The organism is Nocardia arizonensis, from assembly GCF_001310275.1.
In the GTDB taxonomy this organism is placed as follows: Bacteria; Actinomycetota; Actinomycetes; order Mycobacteriales; family Mycobacteriaceae; genus Nocardia; species Nocardia arizonensis.
The window spans coordinates 35,943-51,551 of record NZ_LGYZ01000087.1; the positions used below are offsets into that span (position 1 = coordinate 35,943).

Here is a 15,609-nt window from a genome sequence, read left to right on the forward strand (position 1 = left end):
AAGCTCTGACCGTCTGACAATGACGTCGCGATCCGCCATGGCTCCAGCCGCCTGCGCGGTGCCGGGTCGACGAGTGTCATCCATCCCGCTTCTGCAGCATTTGGTGGACTTCTCGCCAGTCGATTCCGGCTGGAGCTTTCGCCAGGATCGCGGCCAGTAGACCCAGCCGTGCGGTGCGGTCGGCGGGGTCGTCGGCCATGACCAGGACATCGTCGAAAAACGTGGTCAGTGGCTCGATCAGGGTGTGGCCGTGGGGGATCCATTCGGTCAACGGCTTGCCATCGGCAACAGGCACCGAACCCATCACGGTCAGGAGCTGCTGCTCGGCGGGGCCGATGAGCCTAGCGGGGTCGTAGGTGGTGGGCGCGGCGGGAGGCAGGATCCGCATGATCCGTTGCAGTCCTTCCACAAGGTCGGCGAATCGGTTGTCCTCGCTGGCTTCGCTGATCTGGTCGATCAACATGTCCGCGCGATGCGGGGCCTCGGCGGAGGGACGGACTGCGGCGATGAGTCCTGGACCGACTGCTTCGTCGCGGAGTCGCTGCTCGTAGCGGGTGGTGATCAGTTCCTCAGCAGTGGACAGGACCGCGGGGTCGATGGTGAGGCCCTGGCCGCGGAGTTGGTCGGCGGCGGTCCTGAGGCCGATTGGGATGGTGACGTCGGCGAGTTCGGGGTGGTCGCGCAGGATTGCCAGGATTCCGGCTGCCGCGCGGCGCAGGCCGTAGGGGTCGGCGTTGCCGGTGAGTTTGGCGCCGACGGCGAGCATCGCGACCAGGAGGTCGAAGCGGTCTGCCAATGCAAGGAGCGCGCCGGGTGTGGTGGTGGGGAGGTCGTCTCCGGACGAGCGGGGCAGCTCCATTTCCCACAGTGCCGTGGCCACTGGTTCGGATTCGCGGGACTTGGTCGCGTATTCGCGCGCCATAGTGCCGGCGAGGGAGGTCATTTCGATCACCATTTGGGTGGCGAGGTCGAACTTCGCGAGGGCACCAGCGCGGGTCAAGGTGGCCGCGTCAGCAGCAGGGAGGCCACTGCGGGTGCCAAGTATGGAGGCCGCTGTGGCAATGCGGTCGGCGCGGTCAGCCATGGTGCCGACCTTCTCGTGGAACATGAGTGCCCCGAGCCGGGCCCGGAACTGGTCAGGGGCGATGGTCAGGTCGACATTCCAGAAGAACGCGGCATCCTCGAAGCGGGCGCGGAGCACGTTTTCGTTGCCGCCGCGGACGACGTCGGCGTCGCAGTCGCCGTTGGCCATCGTCACGAAGACCGGCAGCAGGTCACCCGCGCCGGAGCGGACCGGGAGGTAACGCTGATGCTTGCGCATCACAGTGATGAGGATTTGTTCTGGCAGGTCGAGGTATTTCGGGTCGAAATGGCCCAGGATACCGGTCGGGGATTCGACGAGGTTGGTGATCTCATCGATCAGGTCGGCGTCGCCGTCGACGTCGATCCGGCCGTTCGCGGCCTCAGCCAGAGCGGCGGCCGAGGACACGACGCGTGCGCGGCGCTCGACCGGGTCGACGACGATTCCCGCGGCCTCGAGTACTGGGAGATAGTGGTCGGCGGCAGGGAGATCGAACGTCGGTGTAGCGGACTGGCGGTGGCCTCGGGTGCTGCGGCCCGCTACCAATGTGCCGGCGGTGATCGGGAGGATCTGGTCGCCGAGTAGCGCGGTGAGCCATCGGATAGGGCGGGAGAAACTCAATTCCGGATCACGCCAGCGCATGTTCTTGTCCGCCCGCAACGACAGGGTGAGCCGGGACAGGACATCGGTGAGTACCACTGCCGCCGAACGGCCGGCGCGAGTGCTCTCGACCGCGACGTGCTCGGCACCGCCGACTTCGATCCGTTGCAGATCATCGGCCGAAACACCCTGCGCACGAAGGAAACCGGCGAGAGCCGGAGTGGATTTACCGTCGGCATCGTAGGCTGCGGCGACCTTCGGGCCCCGGCGCACGTTCACGCTGTCGGGTTCCCTATCGGCGATGCCCTCGACTCGCACGCCGATCCGGCGTGGGGTCGCCTGCACGGTGATCTCACCATGCGGCAGGGCAGTGGAATCAAGGAGTTCGATGAGTGTGGCGCGCACGCTGGAAATGCTCGCGGTCACGACATGCGGCGGTAGTTCCTCGGTGCCGATCTCGAACAGCAGCACCGATCCGGGTGCTGAAGTGATCGTGGCGGGATCGACGGGAGAAGTGGCCAGCGGCGGCGGGGCGTGTACTCCGCGCGGATACCCGGCCTCCGCACGTAAGTCGGTCCACAGGGCGGCGATCTCGCGGGATTGCTTGCGCATCACCGCGAACCACTTCGCGCGCTCGGCTGTACTCACCGCACCGCGCGAATCCAGAATGTTGAATGCGTGGCTGGATTTCAGGACATGTACATGCGCAGGGACCGGCAGCCGGGTGGTGATCATCCGGTCGGCTTCGGCCGAGTACGCGGCGAGCAGGCCACGGGTGGTGTCGATGTCGGCGTCGTCGAGGTAGTAGCGCGACATCTCGTACTCAGACTGGCCGAACACTTCGCCGTAGCTGACGCCGGGCGCGTAGGCGATGTGCTCGAAGTGTGTGACGCCCTGGATCGCCATCAGGATCCGCTCGAGGCCGTAGGTGATCTCGACCGGGATCGGGTCGAGGTTCTGTCCCGCGACCTGTTGGAAGTAGGTGAACTGGGTGATCTCCATACCGTCGAGCCAGACTTCCCAGCCCAGACCCCACGCCCCGATCGCCGGCTGAGCCCAGTTGTCCTCCACGAACCGCACATCGTGGGCATCGAGGTCGATACCGAGCGCGGCCAGCGAACCCAGGTACAACTCCTGCGGATCACCCGGTTCAGGTTTGAGTATCACCTGGAACTGGGTGTGGGTCTGCAAGCGGTTCGGGTTCTTACCGTATCGAGAGTCGTCGGGACGTACGGATGGTTCGACGTAGGCGACGTTCCAGATTTCCGGACCCAGCACACTCAGCAGCGTGGCGGGGTTCATCGTGCCGGCACCGACCTCGGTGTTGAACGGCTGACCCAGCAGGCAACCTCGCTGCGACCAGTACGCCTGCAGACGAAGGATCGCTTCCTGCATCGATACGGGGACGGAGGGGTTGTCGTTGTGGGCAGTTGCCGTGGTCATCCGGAAATCCTATCGGTGGCGAGAGCGGGCATTCCGAGCGCTACTCCGGTCGCTGGAGCGAAGAAGCTGGGCAGGTGGCAGCCGCCGCGGCAGGCGTCGGCGACTGCGCAACCGGTGCAGGTTGGCCTGGTGGCGACCGCTGCGTGCACGGCGTCGGTCAAGGCGGGCCATGCTCCGGCGAGGGGTTCGGTGTGCAGGGAACCGAAGTAGACGTTGGAGTGCGGACAGTTCCGCAATCGGCCGTCGTAGGAGACGCTGCCCCACACCATTCCCGATTCGCAGTGCCCGGATATCTGCGACAGCCGCAATCCGAGGGTTGGGTCGTCGGACCGTAACGGGGTGTCGGTATCGGAGGTGCACACCTTCTGCGCGCAGGGCCACGCCACCGTCATCCCGGGGCATTCGGTGGCAAGGAGGTGGTCGATGCGGGTGATCAGCGGCATGGTGACCGACACCGGAATGCCGTAGCGGTCGTCGTGGCGGCCGGTCGGGACGTAGCGCATGACGCCGAACTCGCGCACCCCGAGCGCATGCACATCGCGGATGACGTCCAGCGCACCGTCGATGTTGCTTTTGACCAGTGTCATCTCCGCGACCACGGTGATGCCGGCGTCGATCAGCAGTCGCATCGCGTCGATCGCGCGGTCATAGGCGCGGGGATGGCCGGTCAGTTCGTTGTGGGTGTCGCGGTCGCCGTGGATCGAGACGAGGACACAGCGCACGTTCGCTGCTGCCAGCCGCTTCGCCCGTTCGGCGGTGAGGAAGTGGCCGTTGGTGAACACCACCTGGTACAGGCCGCGGCGTCCACCGTGTTCGAAGATCTCCATCGCATCGGGGTGCAGCAGTGTCTCACCGCCGCTGTAGCGGATGACGAAACAGCCCCGGTCTGCGCATTCGTCGAGGATCGAGCATGCCAGCTCGGTCGGAATATGCTTTTCCGGCAATGCTTTTACCGCGCGCCGGACCTCGGCGTCGCTCATGTCCGGGTCGATCTTCCACACGTTGTAGCAGAATCCGCACGCCCAGTTGCATACGGCGGTGAGCTCGATTTCCAGCCGCAGCGGGAAGTCCAGCTTCGTGTCGAACCGCTTGTCGACGCCCAGCAACGATCCGCGGCCGTCGTCCTGGACGGCTGCTGGCTGCGGGGAGGTCAGGGTGGCGACCAGGTCGGCGGCGTCGGCGGCGACGCGTGAGGGGGCGGCGTTGTAGCGCTGCGCGATATCGCCGATGACGGTGTCGTCATCGGCGCCGGAGAACATCAGGGACACCATCGATTCGGCGACCGCGTTGCGGAGTCGATGGAAGGTGCCGGTGTGTGGGTCGAACAGCAGGCCGAGGTCGGCACGGTATCTCAGCTGCTGGGTCAGGGCCCGGGACAGGGTGGCGGGCATAGCGATGCTCCTCGCGTCGAGCGGTCAGGCGGGTGATAGCCGCGCGAACAACGTGGTGACGTCGTCGGCAACGCGCTCCGGCGGCACCTCATAGGTTTGGGCGAGCGTCTGCGTGATCTGCTCGAGGTCGAGACCCTGATAGGCCAGCTGTACTGCCTCCGCGGCGGTGGTGTTGACCAGTTGTTCGCAGCGGTCGCGTTGCCAGTCGTGCAGCAATTGCTTGCCCGGGTGATAGCGGTAGTGGCGCAGGATCCACTGCGGCGACCCGGTCGGGGCTTCGTCGATGGCCCGGTAGATCGCGCGGGCCTGGTCGATGTGGTCAGCGACCGACGGTCGTTCCAGCAGTCGACCCGCGTAGTCGCGCACGGTGGGGTCGTCGATGCCGATATGCCAGCCGCGGAGCTGCTGGAAGTAGGTCGACACCATCACATCCGCGAGCCCGAAGTCTCCGACGAGGAACGGACCGCCCGAACGGCGCAACAATCCGGACACTACATCGCACAGCCACCGTGCCTGCTCCACCGCGCCGGGCCCAGGAATGCCGGGGGCGGTACGGAGCGAGCGTGCGTAGGACGCGCCCTCGCGCAGGTACGGCAGGTCGTGACTCGCCCAGGCGGAGATAGAGCGGACCAAGGCCCGTTGGCGTCGCGTGGTGCCCATGAGGCTGGGACCGGAGTCCGGTGCGATTTCATCGAGGTATTCGGCGATCGAGACCACATCTCCGGCAACGGCTCCGGTCTCGGTGTCGGCCAGAATCGGGACCCGAGGCAGCAGCGACATCGCGGAGTCCTCCAGAATGCCTTCGACATCGGCTTCCGCGAGTTCGTCGGCATCACACGCGCAGCCGATACCGGCCTCGCGTTCGTCGGTCCCGTCGCCGGCGAACAGCACCCCGTCCGGACTTTCCCGGATCGGCCAATCCAGCTCCACGATCCTTTCGGCCACTGGAAGGCCCTTCTCGGCCACCGCGACTCGACCGCGCATCGACCATCCCGAAAAGTGGAGATCACCCACGTACAAGGTCAGCATTCGACCACCCCTTGTTGTTGCCGCCGGTCCCTGGCCGACCACACCGCGGCCGACCAGGGTTGTCATCTCAGTCGCACTGGCGGCTGATCATCGATTTCGTCTCCACCTTGGGGGCTTCGTACTCCCCACGCTCGGCCGTGGTGGTGGCGTGCTCCGACATGACTTTTCCCTTCCGTCGGTCTCCTGGACGGTGGCTGGAGTGCACGAATCCTGCTACTTCCGAACAGATTTTCGATCAGCCACGATTCGAGTGTCTGTCCACTGCGCTGTATGTGCTATCCCTGCTGCATCCCGAGTTTCTGGACACCCTGGACTGGAGTGGACATTTTCTGGACACAGGTAGTACGGCCGCTCGGGAAACCCGATGTCGCATTCGCCTTCGCTGGACATAAGGTGGACAGATGCTGGCGCCGCCCTCTATCGACCAGGTGAAGGACAGCTTGAGACGGGTGCGCCGCGGACTCGGATTGGCGCGGCCCACAGCACTGCTCACCATCATCGACGAACCTGTGCAGGCATATCTGTGCCGCGACTCCGACACCGAGCCTGGCTCTGCCGAACACATCGAACATCTCGCCGCAATCCTGCGTCAGGCGATCGGTCAGCTCACCGAGAGCGAGCGGGTCTACGCCGAAGTGGATTTCAACGTTCGACCTGACCACAGTTACCCGACGCTCACCGACAGGCAAGAGTCCCTGGCCCAGCACCTCAAGTGCGCGGTCAAGACCGTGCGCCGCCGTTCCGACCAAGCCCTCGACACCCTGGCTTATCTCCTGGTAACGATCTCGTCGGCTCCTGACGGGGCACAGACGCAGGCCATCGACCGCAGCCCGAGCCACCACGGCCGGGCCAGCAAACAGGATCCCTACGATGCTGTGCGCCGGTTCTGGGGCCTGCGTCCTAGCGGTGGCGTCGACATTGTCTGCTCCGAAATCCCCGTGGACGAACGTCCAGAGTATGCGTCACCACAGGATCGGAACTACCTGCGGTATGCCAAGTTCGCTGACTTGGACACATTGATCTTCGTCCGCACCCAACTGGCGCAACTCGCTCCCACCGCGGTTGTGCGCGACTTCGCGCCCTCGGAGTACTTCGATACCCAGGTCGAGGTTCTCGTGGTGATCGGCGGCCCACCGTGGAACGCCAAATACCGGGAGTTCCTCCCTCAGTTACCCTTCTACTTTGATGCGAATCCGCTCGGTGAGGACGACCCGCTCGTCGTACCCGAACTGGACAACCTCTGTATGGCTCCACGGTGGACACCCGGTGGCGAGCTGATCGAAGACCTCGCCGTGCTCACCCGGCTCACCGTGCAGGGAACCACCGCGCTACTGCTGGGCGGGTGCCTCACCCTCGGGGTCCTCGGCGCGGCCCGCGCACTACTCGATCCACGACGAGGACCCACCAATGTCGAATACCTCTCCGACCACGTCGGTCAGGATGACTTCGTCGTGGTCACCGAAGCCCGTCGCGTCGGCGGCATCACCGACGTCGCCGACCTCACCGTCATGGAGCCCCTGCTGCTCATGTCCCGCCCCCACGGCGCGAACTGGGGAGTCGTGATCGACAACACCAAACGCTTCACCTGCCATCACCGCTGCTCCCCCGGGCAAACGGCGTGACGAATCTGGACGACATCGCCACCTATGTCGTGAATCTGCCACGGCGGAAAGACCGCCGAGCATGGATCAGCGCCCGGCTACCTTCGGCAATGACGGTCACCTACACCTCGGACCTCGACGTGGTCATCGACGGCCGGCAACTCGCCACCAGCGACCTCCAGGCGCTTGGAATCAAGCTGTTCGACTGGCAAATCGACTCCGACAACCCGTGGTGGAATCGACCGCTCAAATACGGCGAAATAGGCTGCACTCTCGCTCATCTCGCATGCTGGAACCACGCCGAGAAGCACAGCGCAGCCCCGTACACTCTGATCCTCGAAGACGACGCGACCCTCCCACCGGAATTCGCACCACGCCTTCTCCAGACCCTGAACCTGATCGACGAAGTCGATATCGCATTCGACATGCTGTACCTCGGGCGCGACCTGCTCCGGCCGGACACCCCTACGCCGGTTCCCGGGATCGTCCACCCCGGCTACAGCCACTGCAGCTACGCCTATCTGCTCACTCGCAGTGGCCTGCGTACCGCACTGTCCACCGAACTCACCGAGGCCATCGTGCCGGTCGACGAGTTCCTTCCCGCCCTCTACACACCACATCCACGACCCGATGTGCGGGCACGGTTCGCACCGCGACTCACCGCGCTAGCGTTCGATCCGCCGCTGGTCACACAACGACCGAAGGACGACGCCGGCAGCGACACCGAGAATTCCGACTTCATTCGGTGGTGATGCGCGGCTTCGATCACCGCATCGGTCGCGGTGCCGTCCAGTGTTCGATCAGCGCCGAAAGACGTTTACCGGGCCACTCGCCGATCGGCGTGTGAACATTGACGCCGGTGACGACGTGCTCACTCGGCACGTTCTTGGTCACGACCGCGCCGGCCGCGACGTAGCTGCGAGGCCCGATCCGGACGCCGCCGACCACTCGTGCACCAAACCCGACCACCGAATCCGCCTCGACCACGGGCGGTTCTTCATCCACTCCCCACCAACCCAGATGCGGACTCGTGTACTCGTGGACCAGCTCGCCCATCACGGTCGCGCGGTCACCGATCACCGTCGCATCGCAAACGAACCCAGCGACACACGCGTCCGCGCCGATCGTGACGCGATCACAGATGTAGGCGCCGTGGACGACCCGGGTCCGGTCGCCGATCACACACCCGTACCCGATCCGTGCCCGGTCTTCTACCACGCACTCCATGCCAAGAGCTGTGCCTTCCTGGATGATGACCTGGTTGAACAGCAGACTCCGATCTCCGATCACGACAGGAGTACCCGCCGACCATCGCCCACGTTGAGCTTCCCGCAGACGCGTTTCCTTCGGGCATCCCAGAACGCAGTGCTCGCCGATGATCACATCATCACCGAGCCGAATCGGCCCGTGCAGGTCCCTGGGAGTCACGAGGCGGGCGCGACCTGGCCGACCAGCCAGTCAACCGTCTCCGAGATCGCCTGATCTTCGCGCTCCCGCGAGTCGAAGCCGTGATCCGAACCAGCGATGGTACGCAGCGCCGTATTCGGCCTCGACATCGCGGCCCGAGCGGAAATCTCGTAGGAGACCGCGGTGTCACGGTCTCCATGGACGATCAGCGACGGCACGGTGCTGTCGAGGAATCGTGCCAGTGGGTCGTAGTGGGCGAACTCGCTGAACAACACGCGGCCGAGTTCGAATTCCCCGTCGACCACCAGGACTCCGGTGTCGTGCAATAGTTTGCGCTGCGACGCGCCGAAGTTCTCTTCACCCCACGCCAAATCCGGCTCCAGGAACGTATGCCGCAGGTCGAGGACAGGATTCCACAGCACCAACCGATCAAGCCCATCAGCAAGCCACGGCAGCGACAGCACCGTGGACACGGCCCCGAAACTAGCCGCCACAATCGAAAACCGGCCCGGAAACCGCCCCTGGAGGAACTGCACCGCAGCCTCCAGATCCAGGCACTCGCCAGCAATGGTCACTCCGCGTTGCGTCCCACCGCTGTTTCCATGCCCCCGGAACGAGAACCGCACGACATCAAATCCCACAGCGGTCAGTCGCTCGGCCAAGCGGACGAACATCCCACCGCCCTCGTCCATATCCACAGTGATCCCGTGCACCAGCAGCACGACCCCCTTGGCCGGAACGGATGCCATATGGACCGCTGCGTCGAGCCGCACACCGTCCACTGATCCCAATGTGACGCTCTCAACCGGCAAGGTTTCCTCCGCTCAATCCCCAGGCTCGGACCACAGTGCGTCCATCGTCTCGTGCGATACGGGCCGCGACAATTCATCCTCCGCCGCGAACGCCATGTTCACAATCGTGCGGCGGCCCCGCCGAATCGGGTGCACCCGATGCAGCGTCGTACTCGCCCGCATGAGATACACCTGTCCCGGACCGGCCTCCAGCCGGTGGATCGCGCGATCACGAAGTACCTGCTCGATGCCCGGCTGCTGCTTATCCCACACCGTGCCCGGGACACACTCGACGAATCCGCCGTCAACGGTGTCCGGGCATTCGGCCACCCACACCAGCGCGAAACTGTAATCGTCCCAATGCCATCCATGCGTGTCACCCACCCGGTCCAGCTGGGTAACCACGAACTGTTCGGGCTCATACGGGCATGAATACACAGCTTGACCGGCCACGGCAGCCACAACCTCGGCGACCTCGGGTGATGCATACGTCTCCCGGATCACAACTCCGCTCTCCGCGATCTGCGCCCGCCTCACGTTCCTCATCCGGCGAGGCGTGAAACCTGTCTCGGCGAAAGCCAAGTCCCGACGGACGCCCAACTGCTCCGCCAACCAGATGGCCTCAGCCGCAATCGCATACCGAACTGACGCGGGAAAGAGCCAGGACACCACCGCGGCACCGTGCCGCTCCAGGTCGTCATGCGCGGCGGCGATCCGCTGCGCATGTTCGACTTCGTACCTCGTGTTCACACCACCGGTCATAGCGGACCGCGCTGCGCTCACTTCCACCCGACCCGCCGCTGCAACCACGCAACCGTTGCGCGACCTGACTCGGCGCGGTGCCGACGCAGAGCCACCGACTGCGACCCTCCAGGCCGACGGCTCTCTCGGATCCAGTACCCCGCCAGCGCGCACACCAGCGCAGAGATCGCATCAGGATCGACGCCCCGGGTGAGGGCGTGCGAGCCCAGGATCGGTTCGGGATCGACCCCATGCAGGGCGAAGGCGGTCGCCAGGAACACCAGATCCACCCACGCCGCACCCACGGATGGCCAGGACCAGTCCACGATCATCACCGTGCCATCGGGGCGCACCAGCATGTTGTCGGCGCGAAGATCGGTATGCAGCAACGTCTGCCCGACCGTGGCACGCTCCCACCCGGATTCGAGAACAGCGAGCCGATCCACGTTCCGGGCCGACCACTCGTCCAAGTTACCGGCCAGCTCGCCGCCGGCCAGCTTCCGCCAACCTGATAAGTCCGATCCGAGATCATCGGCCAGGGTCGGTACGTCCGGTAGTGGGTTCGGTGTCAGCATCCGTGCCATGTCCTCGACCACGGCGAGCACCGCCGCCAATTCCGTAGGCTGGTCGAAACGGGGATGGCGACCGGTGACGTCGTCGAATACCAGGACTCGCCACCCGTCGATTTCCAGCATGAACCTCACCGCTGGTGCCGGGATCTCTGCTGGGAGCTGAGTCGCGGTGTCGCCTTCGATCCGGTACCGGTGGGCGAAACGGTCTCTGATGGGGATTGCTTTGGCAAACACCGTGCGACCGTCCACCATCGCTAGCCGGGATGCCATTCCGCGGCTGAATCCGCCCGGTTGGGTCGATCCCGAACGCACTCCCGCGCCCAAGCGACTCTCGATCTCGCCTCGCACCGAGATGGGCAGCTCGCTCCACGCGATCCGGGACACCGGGATTTCGATCTCGGTCATCGGACAATAGTGCCGCGCGAACAGCGGCCTTCACCAGCTAATTTCCCGCTCGGCAGCCCGTCCGGGATGATCGTCGTCCCGGGCGATAGCGGGTCATAGTAGCCCTGACCGAGTAGGAGGCCGTCATGGTCGTAAGCGACGGTACCGAATCTGGAGGTGCCCACCGAGGTCAGCCAACAGGCGGCCGATCAGGACAGATCAGAACCCAACATCGAATACATGATCATGTCCCGACGCTCCTCGCCGACCAGCTGCCAACTGCGGAGCAGGCCCTCACACTGGAAACCCACACGCTCAGCCGTCCGCTGGGATGCGGCATTCCAGGGCTCGACATATAGGTGAAGGCGGCGGATCTCCAGGTCAGTAAGGGCCCAGGCAGTGACCGCTCGAAGCGCTTCCGCAGCGACCCGCTGACCACGAGCGGACTTGACCACCCAGTAGCCCAGCATCGCACGCCCCTCGTCCAGGTCCCGCAACCACAGACCGACCGACCCGAGCGGCCGACCGTCCTCAACCCGCACGATGACGAACGGATACCCACTGCCGGTCGATACACGCTCCCACTGCCGACGCACGAAGGCTTCGCCTGCTTCTCGCGAGTACACCGCCGGAACGGTCGTGATCAACGGGATGTGATCGTCGCTCGACGCCTCTCGAACCAGAGGCAGGTCGCTGATCTCCCAGGAGCGGAGCACAAATCTGTCGTTTGCAGTCAAACGCGGGATATCCAACGGGGCAACCATGCTCGCATCCTGCCGAGATGCCCACGCAGGCGCACGCCCATTTCACACCCGAGATCTGCGGGTTCGGCCAACGGAATGGCTTCACCGCCAAGGTGCGGGACGGCGGTGGGACCACGATCGAGCAATGGCGCCTCTAGTCGATCCAGTACCGTCGCATCGTGCTGCCGTCGGCCCAAAGCTCGACCCCCTCCAAGACCCCGCCGCAAGCCTCGATGACGTATTGACTGAACTAACTTCGTAATCCTTGCAGGTCAGCTTAGGTTTCTGCTAGCTTTCCTCGCCATGTGCGAAGAGGGCGGCGAGCGATATCTGTCGAGACTCGTTGTGCCGGACGTCGGTCGGCTCCAAAGGACCGGTGACGTGTGGGAGCCATACCAGCTTCTCGACGCGAACGGCGCGGTCATCGAACCCGCGGCGAGGTACTTCGCCGAGCTACAGGCCACCGACAAGCAGCCGTCGACGATCCGGTCATATGGCAGCGATCTGCTTCGCTGGTGGCGGTTCCTCGCCGCGATCGGCATGTCGTGGGACAAAGTAACGCCAATGGAGGGGCGCGACTTCGGACGATGGAGGTTGTTGGCGGACAAGCCGATGAGAGTTCATTGGCGGCACCGGACCGACGGCCAGTTGCCCGGTTTGCCCCGCGGCCGCCCCAGCCAGGTCGTCAATGCCGTCACTGGCAGGCCGAGCCCGGGACCGAAGTACTCGCCAGCGTCGCGGGCGCACGCCGAGACCGTCTGGCGGGCGTTCTACGACTTCCAGCTGGAACTCGGCAAAGGCCCATTGATCAACCCATTCCCGCTGGACCGCTCACGACGCTCAAGGCGGGCTCACGCGCACCACAACCCGATGGATCCGCATCGGAAGGAGCGGGTCGGCCGCTATCGGCCGAAGGTTCCCAAGCGGATCCCGAAGAAGATCCCCGACGAGCAATTCAACACGGTGTTCGCGGCACTGAAGTCGAACCGGGACCGCGCCCTGCTGGCGCTCTGGGTGTCCACCGGCGCCCGCGCCGAAGAACTACTGTCCGCCTGCCAGGGCGATGAGGATCCCGGCCAGCAACTGATCACGGTTACACGAAAGGGTTCTCGCAAAGCTCAGCAGTTGCCGGCTTCGCCTGATGCGTTCGTCTGGCTGCGGCTCTACCAGGAATAACTCTGGCGCAAGGGCGCTTCCCGCGGTCACCGCCATCCACTCTGGTTCACGCTACGCCGACCTTGGCGGCCGCTGTCCTATCACGCGGCCCGAGCAATGTTCACCCGCGCCCAGGAAGCGCTCGGCTCCAACTATCCGCTCCACGCCCTTCGGCACACCGCGGCCTACCGCATGGCCGATGACCCGGACATGGACATCACCGACGTCCAGTGGATCCTTGACCACGCCGATCTGACGACCACGCAGCTCTACACCACCCCTACCCACGGTGAGGTGATCACGGCTGCGCTCGCCCACCACGCGCGCCAGAACGAGCGCGCGGCAGCCCCACCGGAGCCGCCAGCGTCGGGTTACGACCCACGTTCTCTCGACGTCATATTCGGCAGGACGCAGTGAAATCATCGACAACCACAGCGACGGCTGAGGTCGGTTCGACCAGCCGAAAGCAGGAACTGACGCGCGAAGCGCGTGGAGTGCTCGCCGAGACCATCCTGGATCAATTTCCCGCTCGACCAGTGCTTTCCGCTTCGCGTCAGGCCCTGACCGTCGAGAAAACCATTGAACGGCTCGAGGGGTTACGGCTTCCTCCGGTGTCGGACGATATGCGCTTTCGTCGCAGACTGTGTGTCAAGAGGCTGCTCGGCAGGCTGGAGATCTTCCCTGGCGAGACCTGGCAGCAGCGATGGCAGGCCAGCGGTGCCGAAACCGCTGAGCCGCACTGGACTGCGGCCGCCGCGGAATGGCACCGGGCACACGGCCGGGTAGGCGACAAGTCCCAGCTGCTGACCGCGCTGATGCTGCTGTCCATTGCAAGGATCATCTGTCCCAGCCCGACATTCCTGCTTACTATCAACCGAACCGGAACCTGGACGACTAGGATCGCCGAGTATCGCGATCCGTCGGGTTTCGGGCTACTCAAGACGGCGATGACGCCCGAAATCCGGTCGAGCACCTGCCTCCCCGTCATCCGATGGCAGCTCTGTGTCCTGCTGCTGACCAAGGGCGGCGGCGTTCGCGACATCACCGTCGGAGACTGTGTCGAGTTACGCAAGCAGGAGATAGCCATCGGTTTGCCCGGAAAGGGGCGCTATCTGTTCTACACCCTGCTCGAGGCTGCGGGATTCCTTCCGCAGGGTGCGCCGGTGACCCTGCGCGCAATCATGAACTATGGCGGACGATCCAGCATCGAGCGACTCGTGGATCGGTATCACGTCGCTGATCCCGAGGTCCGCAACCTGCTGGTCAGCTACCTGGCGGAACGGCAAGTCGCCCTGGACTACACCACACTCGACTCGTTGTCGCGGGTGCTGGTTATGAATTTCTGGACGGATCTGGAAGCACACCATCCAGGCATCGACTCGCTCGACCTCGACCCGAAAGTGGCGCATGCGTGGAAAGAACGCCTCCGCGTCAAGATCCAGAATAAGCGCCTGCCGGACGGGACCACCGTCGAGGTCACCGTCCCACGGGTGAACTACCTCCAACTCCTGACCACAGTCCGGGCGTTCTACCTGGACATCGCGCAATGGGCTACCGAGGATTCTGCGCGATGGCCGCGATGGGCCGTTCCGTGCCCCATCCGCGCGTCGGAAACCGCGCACTCGACCAGGAAGGTCAATTCGCGCCGAAAGGCGCGCATGGACCAGCGGACCCGCGAACGCCTGCCCTTGCTGCCAGTTCTGGTGCGGACCGCCGAACGCCGCACCGAGGAGGCCCGCCTCCGACTGGACGCAGCGTTGAATTCTGAACCCGGCAAGCCGTTCACCGTCTTCGGCGAGACCTTCACCAGAGTCTCCGCACGCAGAAACGAAAATCAGCGGCTCAGTATGGTTACGGGCGTCTTCGACTCGACCGGCCGCCGCCGCCACCTTCGTGCCGAGGACCATCGTGCCTTCTGGGGTTGGGCAGCAGTCGAGTTTCTTCGGCACACCGGCGTCAGGGTCGAGGAGATGCTCGAAACGAGCCATCACAGCATCATCCAGTATCGACACCCCCAAGCAGGGCAGATCATCCCGCTGCTGCACGTCGCGCCGTCCAAGACCGACGAGGAACGCCTCCTCGTCGTCAGTCCGGAGCTGGCCGATGTCATATCCGCGATCATCGCCCGAGTTCGGCAGAAGGACGGAGCCATTCCATTGGTCCCCTTCTATGACCTCTCCGAACGATGCTGGGCCACGCCGGCTCCGCTGCTGTTCCAGTGGAACAACGGCAGCCATACGCGAGCCATAGCGGCGTCGACGATCCGCAAATGCATCAGGGAAATACTCGAGTCGACGGACATAAAAGACGCCGGCGGCCAACCGCTCTACTTCGTGCCCCACGACCTGCGCAGAATATTTGCCACGGACGCAATTCTGAACGGGATGCCCCCGCACATTGCGCATGCTGCTGGGTCACAACGACATATCCACCACCATGGGTTACAAGGCCGTCTACCCACAAGAAGCAATCAACGGCCACCGCGCGTTCATCACGCGGCGCCGAGGAACGCGGCCGAGCGAGGAATACCGCACCCCTACCGATGCCGAGTGGGAGGAATTCCTGGGCCATTTCGAGCGCCGCAAGGTTGCGCTCGGCGAATGCGGGCGCGCATACGGAACTACCTGCCAGCATGAGCACTACCTGTCGCTCGTCGATGGCCGCTGCGGCG

Annotated in this window: 12 protein-coding genes and 1 pseudogene; 5 read left to right on the forward strand and 8 right to left on the reverse strand. The window is 64.6% G+C overall.

What is annotated here, in order from left to right; genetic code table 11:
* Window positions 1–76 precede the first annotated feature (76 nt).
* From APZ21_RS19940 to APZ21_RS19950, 3 genes are read right to left on the reverse strand one after another with little or no spacing between them, the layout of a single operon-like run.
* On the reverse strand, window positions 77–3,124 hold the full coding sequence (locus APZ21_RS19940) for a glycine--tRNA ligase (RefSeq protein WP_051047389.1): 3,048 nt from the start codon (window positions 3,122–3,124) through the stop codon (window positions 77–79).
* A complete protein-coding gene (locus APZ21_RS19945) occupies window positions 3,121–4,515 on the reverse strand; it encodes a radical SAM protein (protein ID WP_051047388.1) in 1,395 nt (464 codons plus the stop codon). The genes APZ21_RS19940 and APZ21_RS19945 overlap by 4 nt, the downstream gene beginning before the upstream one ends.
* Before the next feature lie 24 nt (window positions 4,516–4,539).
* Window positions 4,540–5,544 carry a PqqD family peptide modification chaperone gene (locus tag APZ21_RS19950; protein WP_043737901.1) on the reverse strand — a complete coding sequence of 335 codons (1,005 nt, stop codon included), beginning with the start codon at window positions 5,542–5,544 and terminating at the stop codon, window positions 4,540–4,542.
* 401 nt (window positions 5,545–5,945) lie between these two features.
* Between APZ21_RS19950 and APZ21_RS19955 the strand changes: the two genes are divergently transcribed.
* A complete protein-coding gene (locus APZ21_RS19955) occupies window positions 5,946–7,166 on the forward strand; it encodes a hypothetical protein (protein ID WP_082393300.1) in 1,221 nt (406 codons plus the stop codon).
* Window positions 7,163–7,897, forward strand: coding sequence for a glycosyltransferase family 25 protein (locus tag APZ21_RS19960; protein WP_043737899.1), 735 nt, complete (start codon window positions 7,163–7,165; stop codon window positions 7,895–7,897). The genes APZ21_RS19955 and APZ21_RS19960 overlap by 4 nt, the downstream gene beginning before the upstream one ends.
* A 13-nt stretch (window positions 7,898–7,910) precedes the next feature.
* Here APZ21_RS19960 and APZ21_RS19965 read toward each other — a convergent pair whose 3' ends face one another.
* From APZ21_RS19965 to APZ21_RS19985, 5 genes are all read right to left on the reverse strand, one after another.
* A complete protein-coding gene (locus tag APZ21_RS19965; protein ID WP_232110915.1) occupies window positions 7,911–8,528 on the reverse strand; it encodes an acyltransferase in 618 nt (205 codons plus the stop codon).
* 41 nt (window positions 8,529–8,569) lie between these two features.
* On the reverse strand, window positions 8,570–9,334 hold the full coding sequence (locus APZ21_RS19970) for an alpha/beta hydrolase (RefSeq protein WP_232110914.1): 765 nt from the start codon (window positions 9,332–9,334) through the stop codon (window positions 8,570–8,572).
* A 42-nt stretch (window positions 9,335–9,376) separates the two neighbouring features.
* Window positions 9,377–10,093, reverse strand: coding sequence for a HalD/BesD family halogenase (locus APZ21_RS19975; protein ID WP_051047386.1), 717 nt, complete (start codon window positions 10,091–10,093; stop codon window positions 9,377–9,379).
* 29 nt (window positions 10,094–10,122) lie between these two features.
* Window positions 10,123–11,061 carry a phosphotransferase gene (locus APZ21_RS19980; protein WP_051047385.1) on the reverse strand — a complete coding sequence of 313 codons (939 nt, stop codon included), beginning with the start codon at window positions 11,059–11,061 and terminating at the stop codon, window positions 10,123–10,125.
* 188 nt (window positions 11,062–11,249) lie between these two features.
* Window positions 11,250–11,804: a GNAT family N-acetyltransferase gene (locus tag APZ21_RS19985; protein ID WP_043737892.1), complete on the reverse strand. Its 555-nt coding sequence runs from the start codon at window positions 11,802–11,804 to the stop codon at window positions 11,250–11,252.
* 360 nt (window positions 11,805–12,164) lie between these two features.
* Here APZ21_RS19985 and APZ21_RS35715 point away from each other — a divergent pair, with 360 nt between their 5' ends.
* The 3 genes and pseudogenes from APZ21_RS35715 to APZ21_RS19995 all read left to right on the forward strand — a co-directional run bounded on the left by APZ21_RS35715 (window position 12,165) and on the right by APZ21_RS19995 (window position 15,574).
* Complete coding sequence (locus APZ21_RS35715) at window positions 12,165–12,959, forward strand: site-specific integrase (RefSeq protein WP_232110913.1); 795 nt, start codon at window positions 12,165–12,167, stop codon at window positions 12,957–12,959.
* Between the two features lie 54 nt (window positions 12,960–13,013).
* Window positions 13,014–13,355 (forward strand): annotated as a pseudogene (locus APZ21_RS35720) (tyrosine-type recombinase/integrase); the annotation flags it as partial.
* The gene (locus tag APZ21_RS19995; RefSeq protein ID WP_051047384.1) at window positions 13,352–15,574 is read left to right on the forward strand and encodes a tyrosine-type recombinase/integrase; all 2,223 of its coding nucleotides are present in this window, start codon (window positions 13,352–13,354) and stop codon (window positions 15,572–15,574) included. The pseudogene APZ21_RS35720 and the gene APZ21_RS19995, both read left to right, overlap by 4 nt.
* The last annotated feature ends 35 nt before the right edge of the window (window positions 15,575–15,609 follow it).

Coding starts and splice junctions, on each gene's coding strand:
- APZ21_RS19985 (WP_043737892.1), bottom strand. CDS start 11,804: ATGGTTGCCCCGTTGGATATCCCGCGTTTGACTGCAAACGACAGATTT.
- APZ21_RS19955 (WP_082393300.1), top strand. CDS start 5,946: ATGCTGGCGCCGCCCTCTATCGACCAGGTGAAGGACAGCTTGAGACGG.
- APZ21_RS19980 (WP_051047385.1), bottom strand. CDS start 11,061: ATGACCGAGATCGAAATCCCGGTGTCCCGGATCGCGTGGAGCGAGCTG.
- APZ21_RS19950 (WP_043737901.1), bottom strand. CDS start 5,544: ATGCTGACCTTGTACGTGGGTGATCTCCACTTTTCGGGATGGTCGATG.
- APZ21_RS19945 (WP_051047388.1), bottom strand. CDS start 4,515: ATGCCCGCCACCCTGTCCCGGGCCCTGACCCAGCAGCTGAGATACCGT.
- APZ21_RS19940 (WP_051047389.1), bottom strand. CDS start 3,124: ATGACCACGGCAACTGCCCACAACGACAACCCCTCCGTCCCCGTATCG.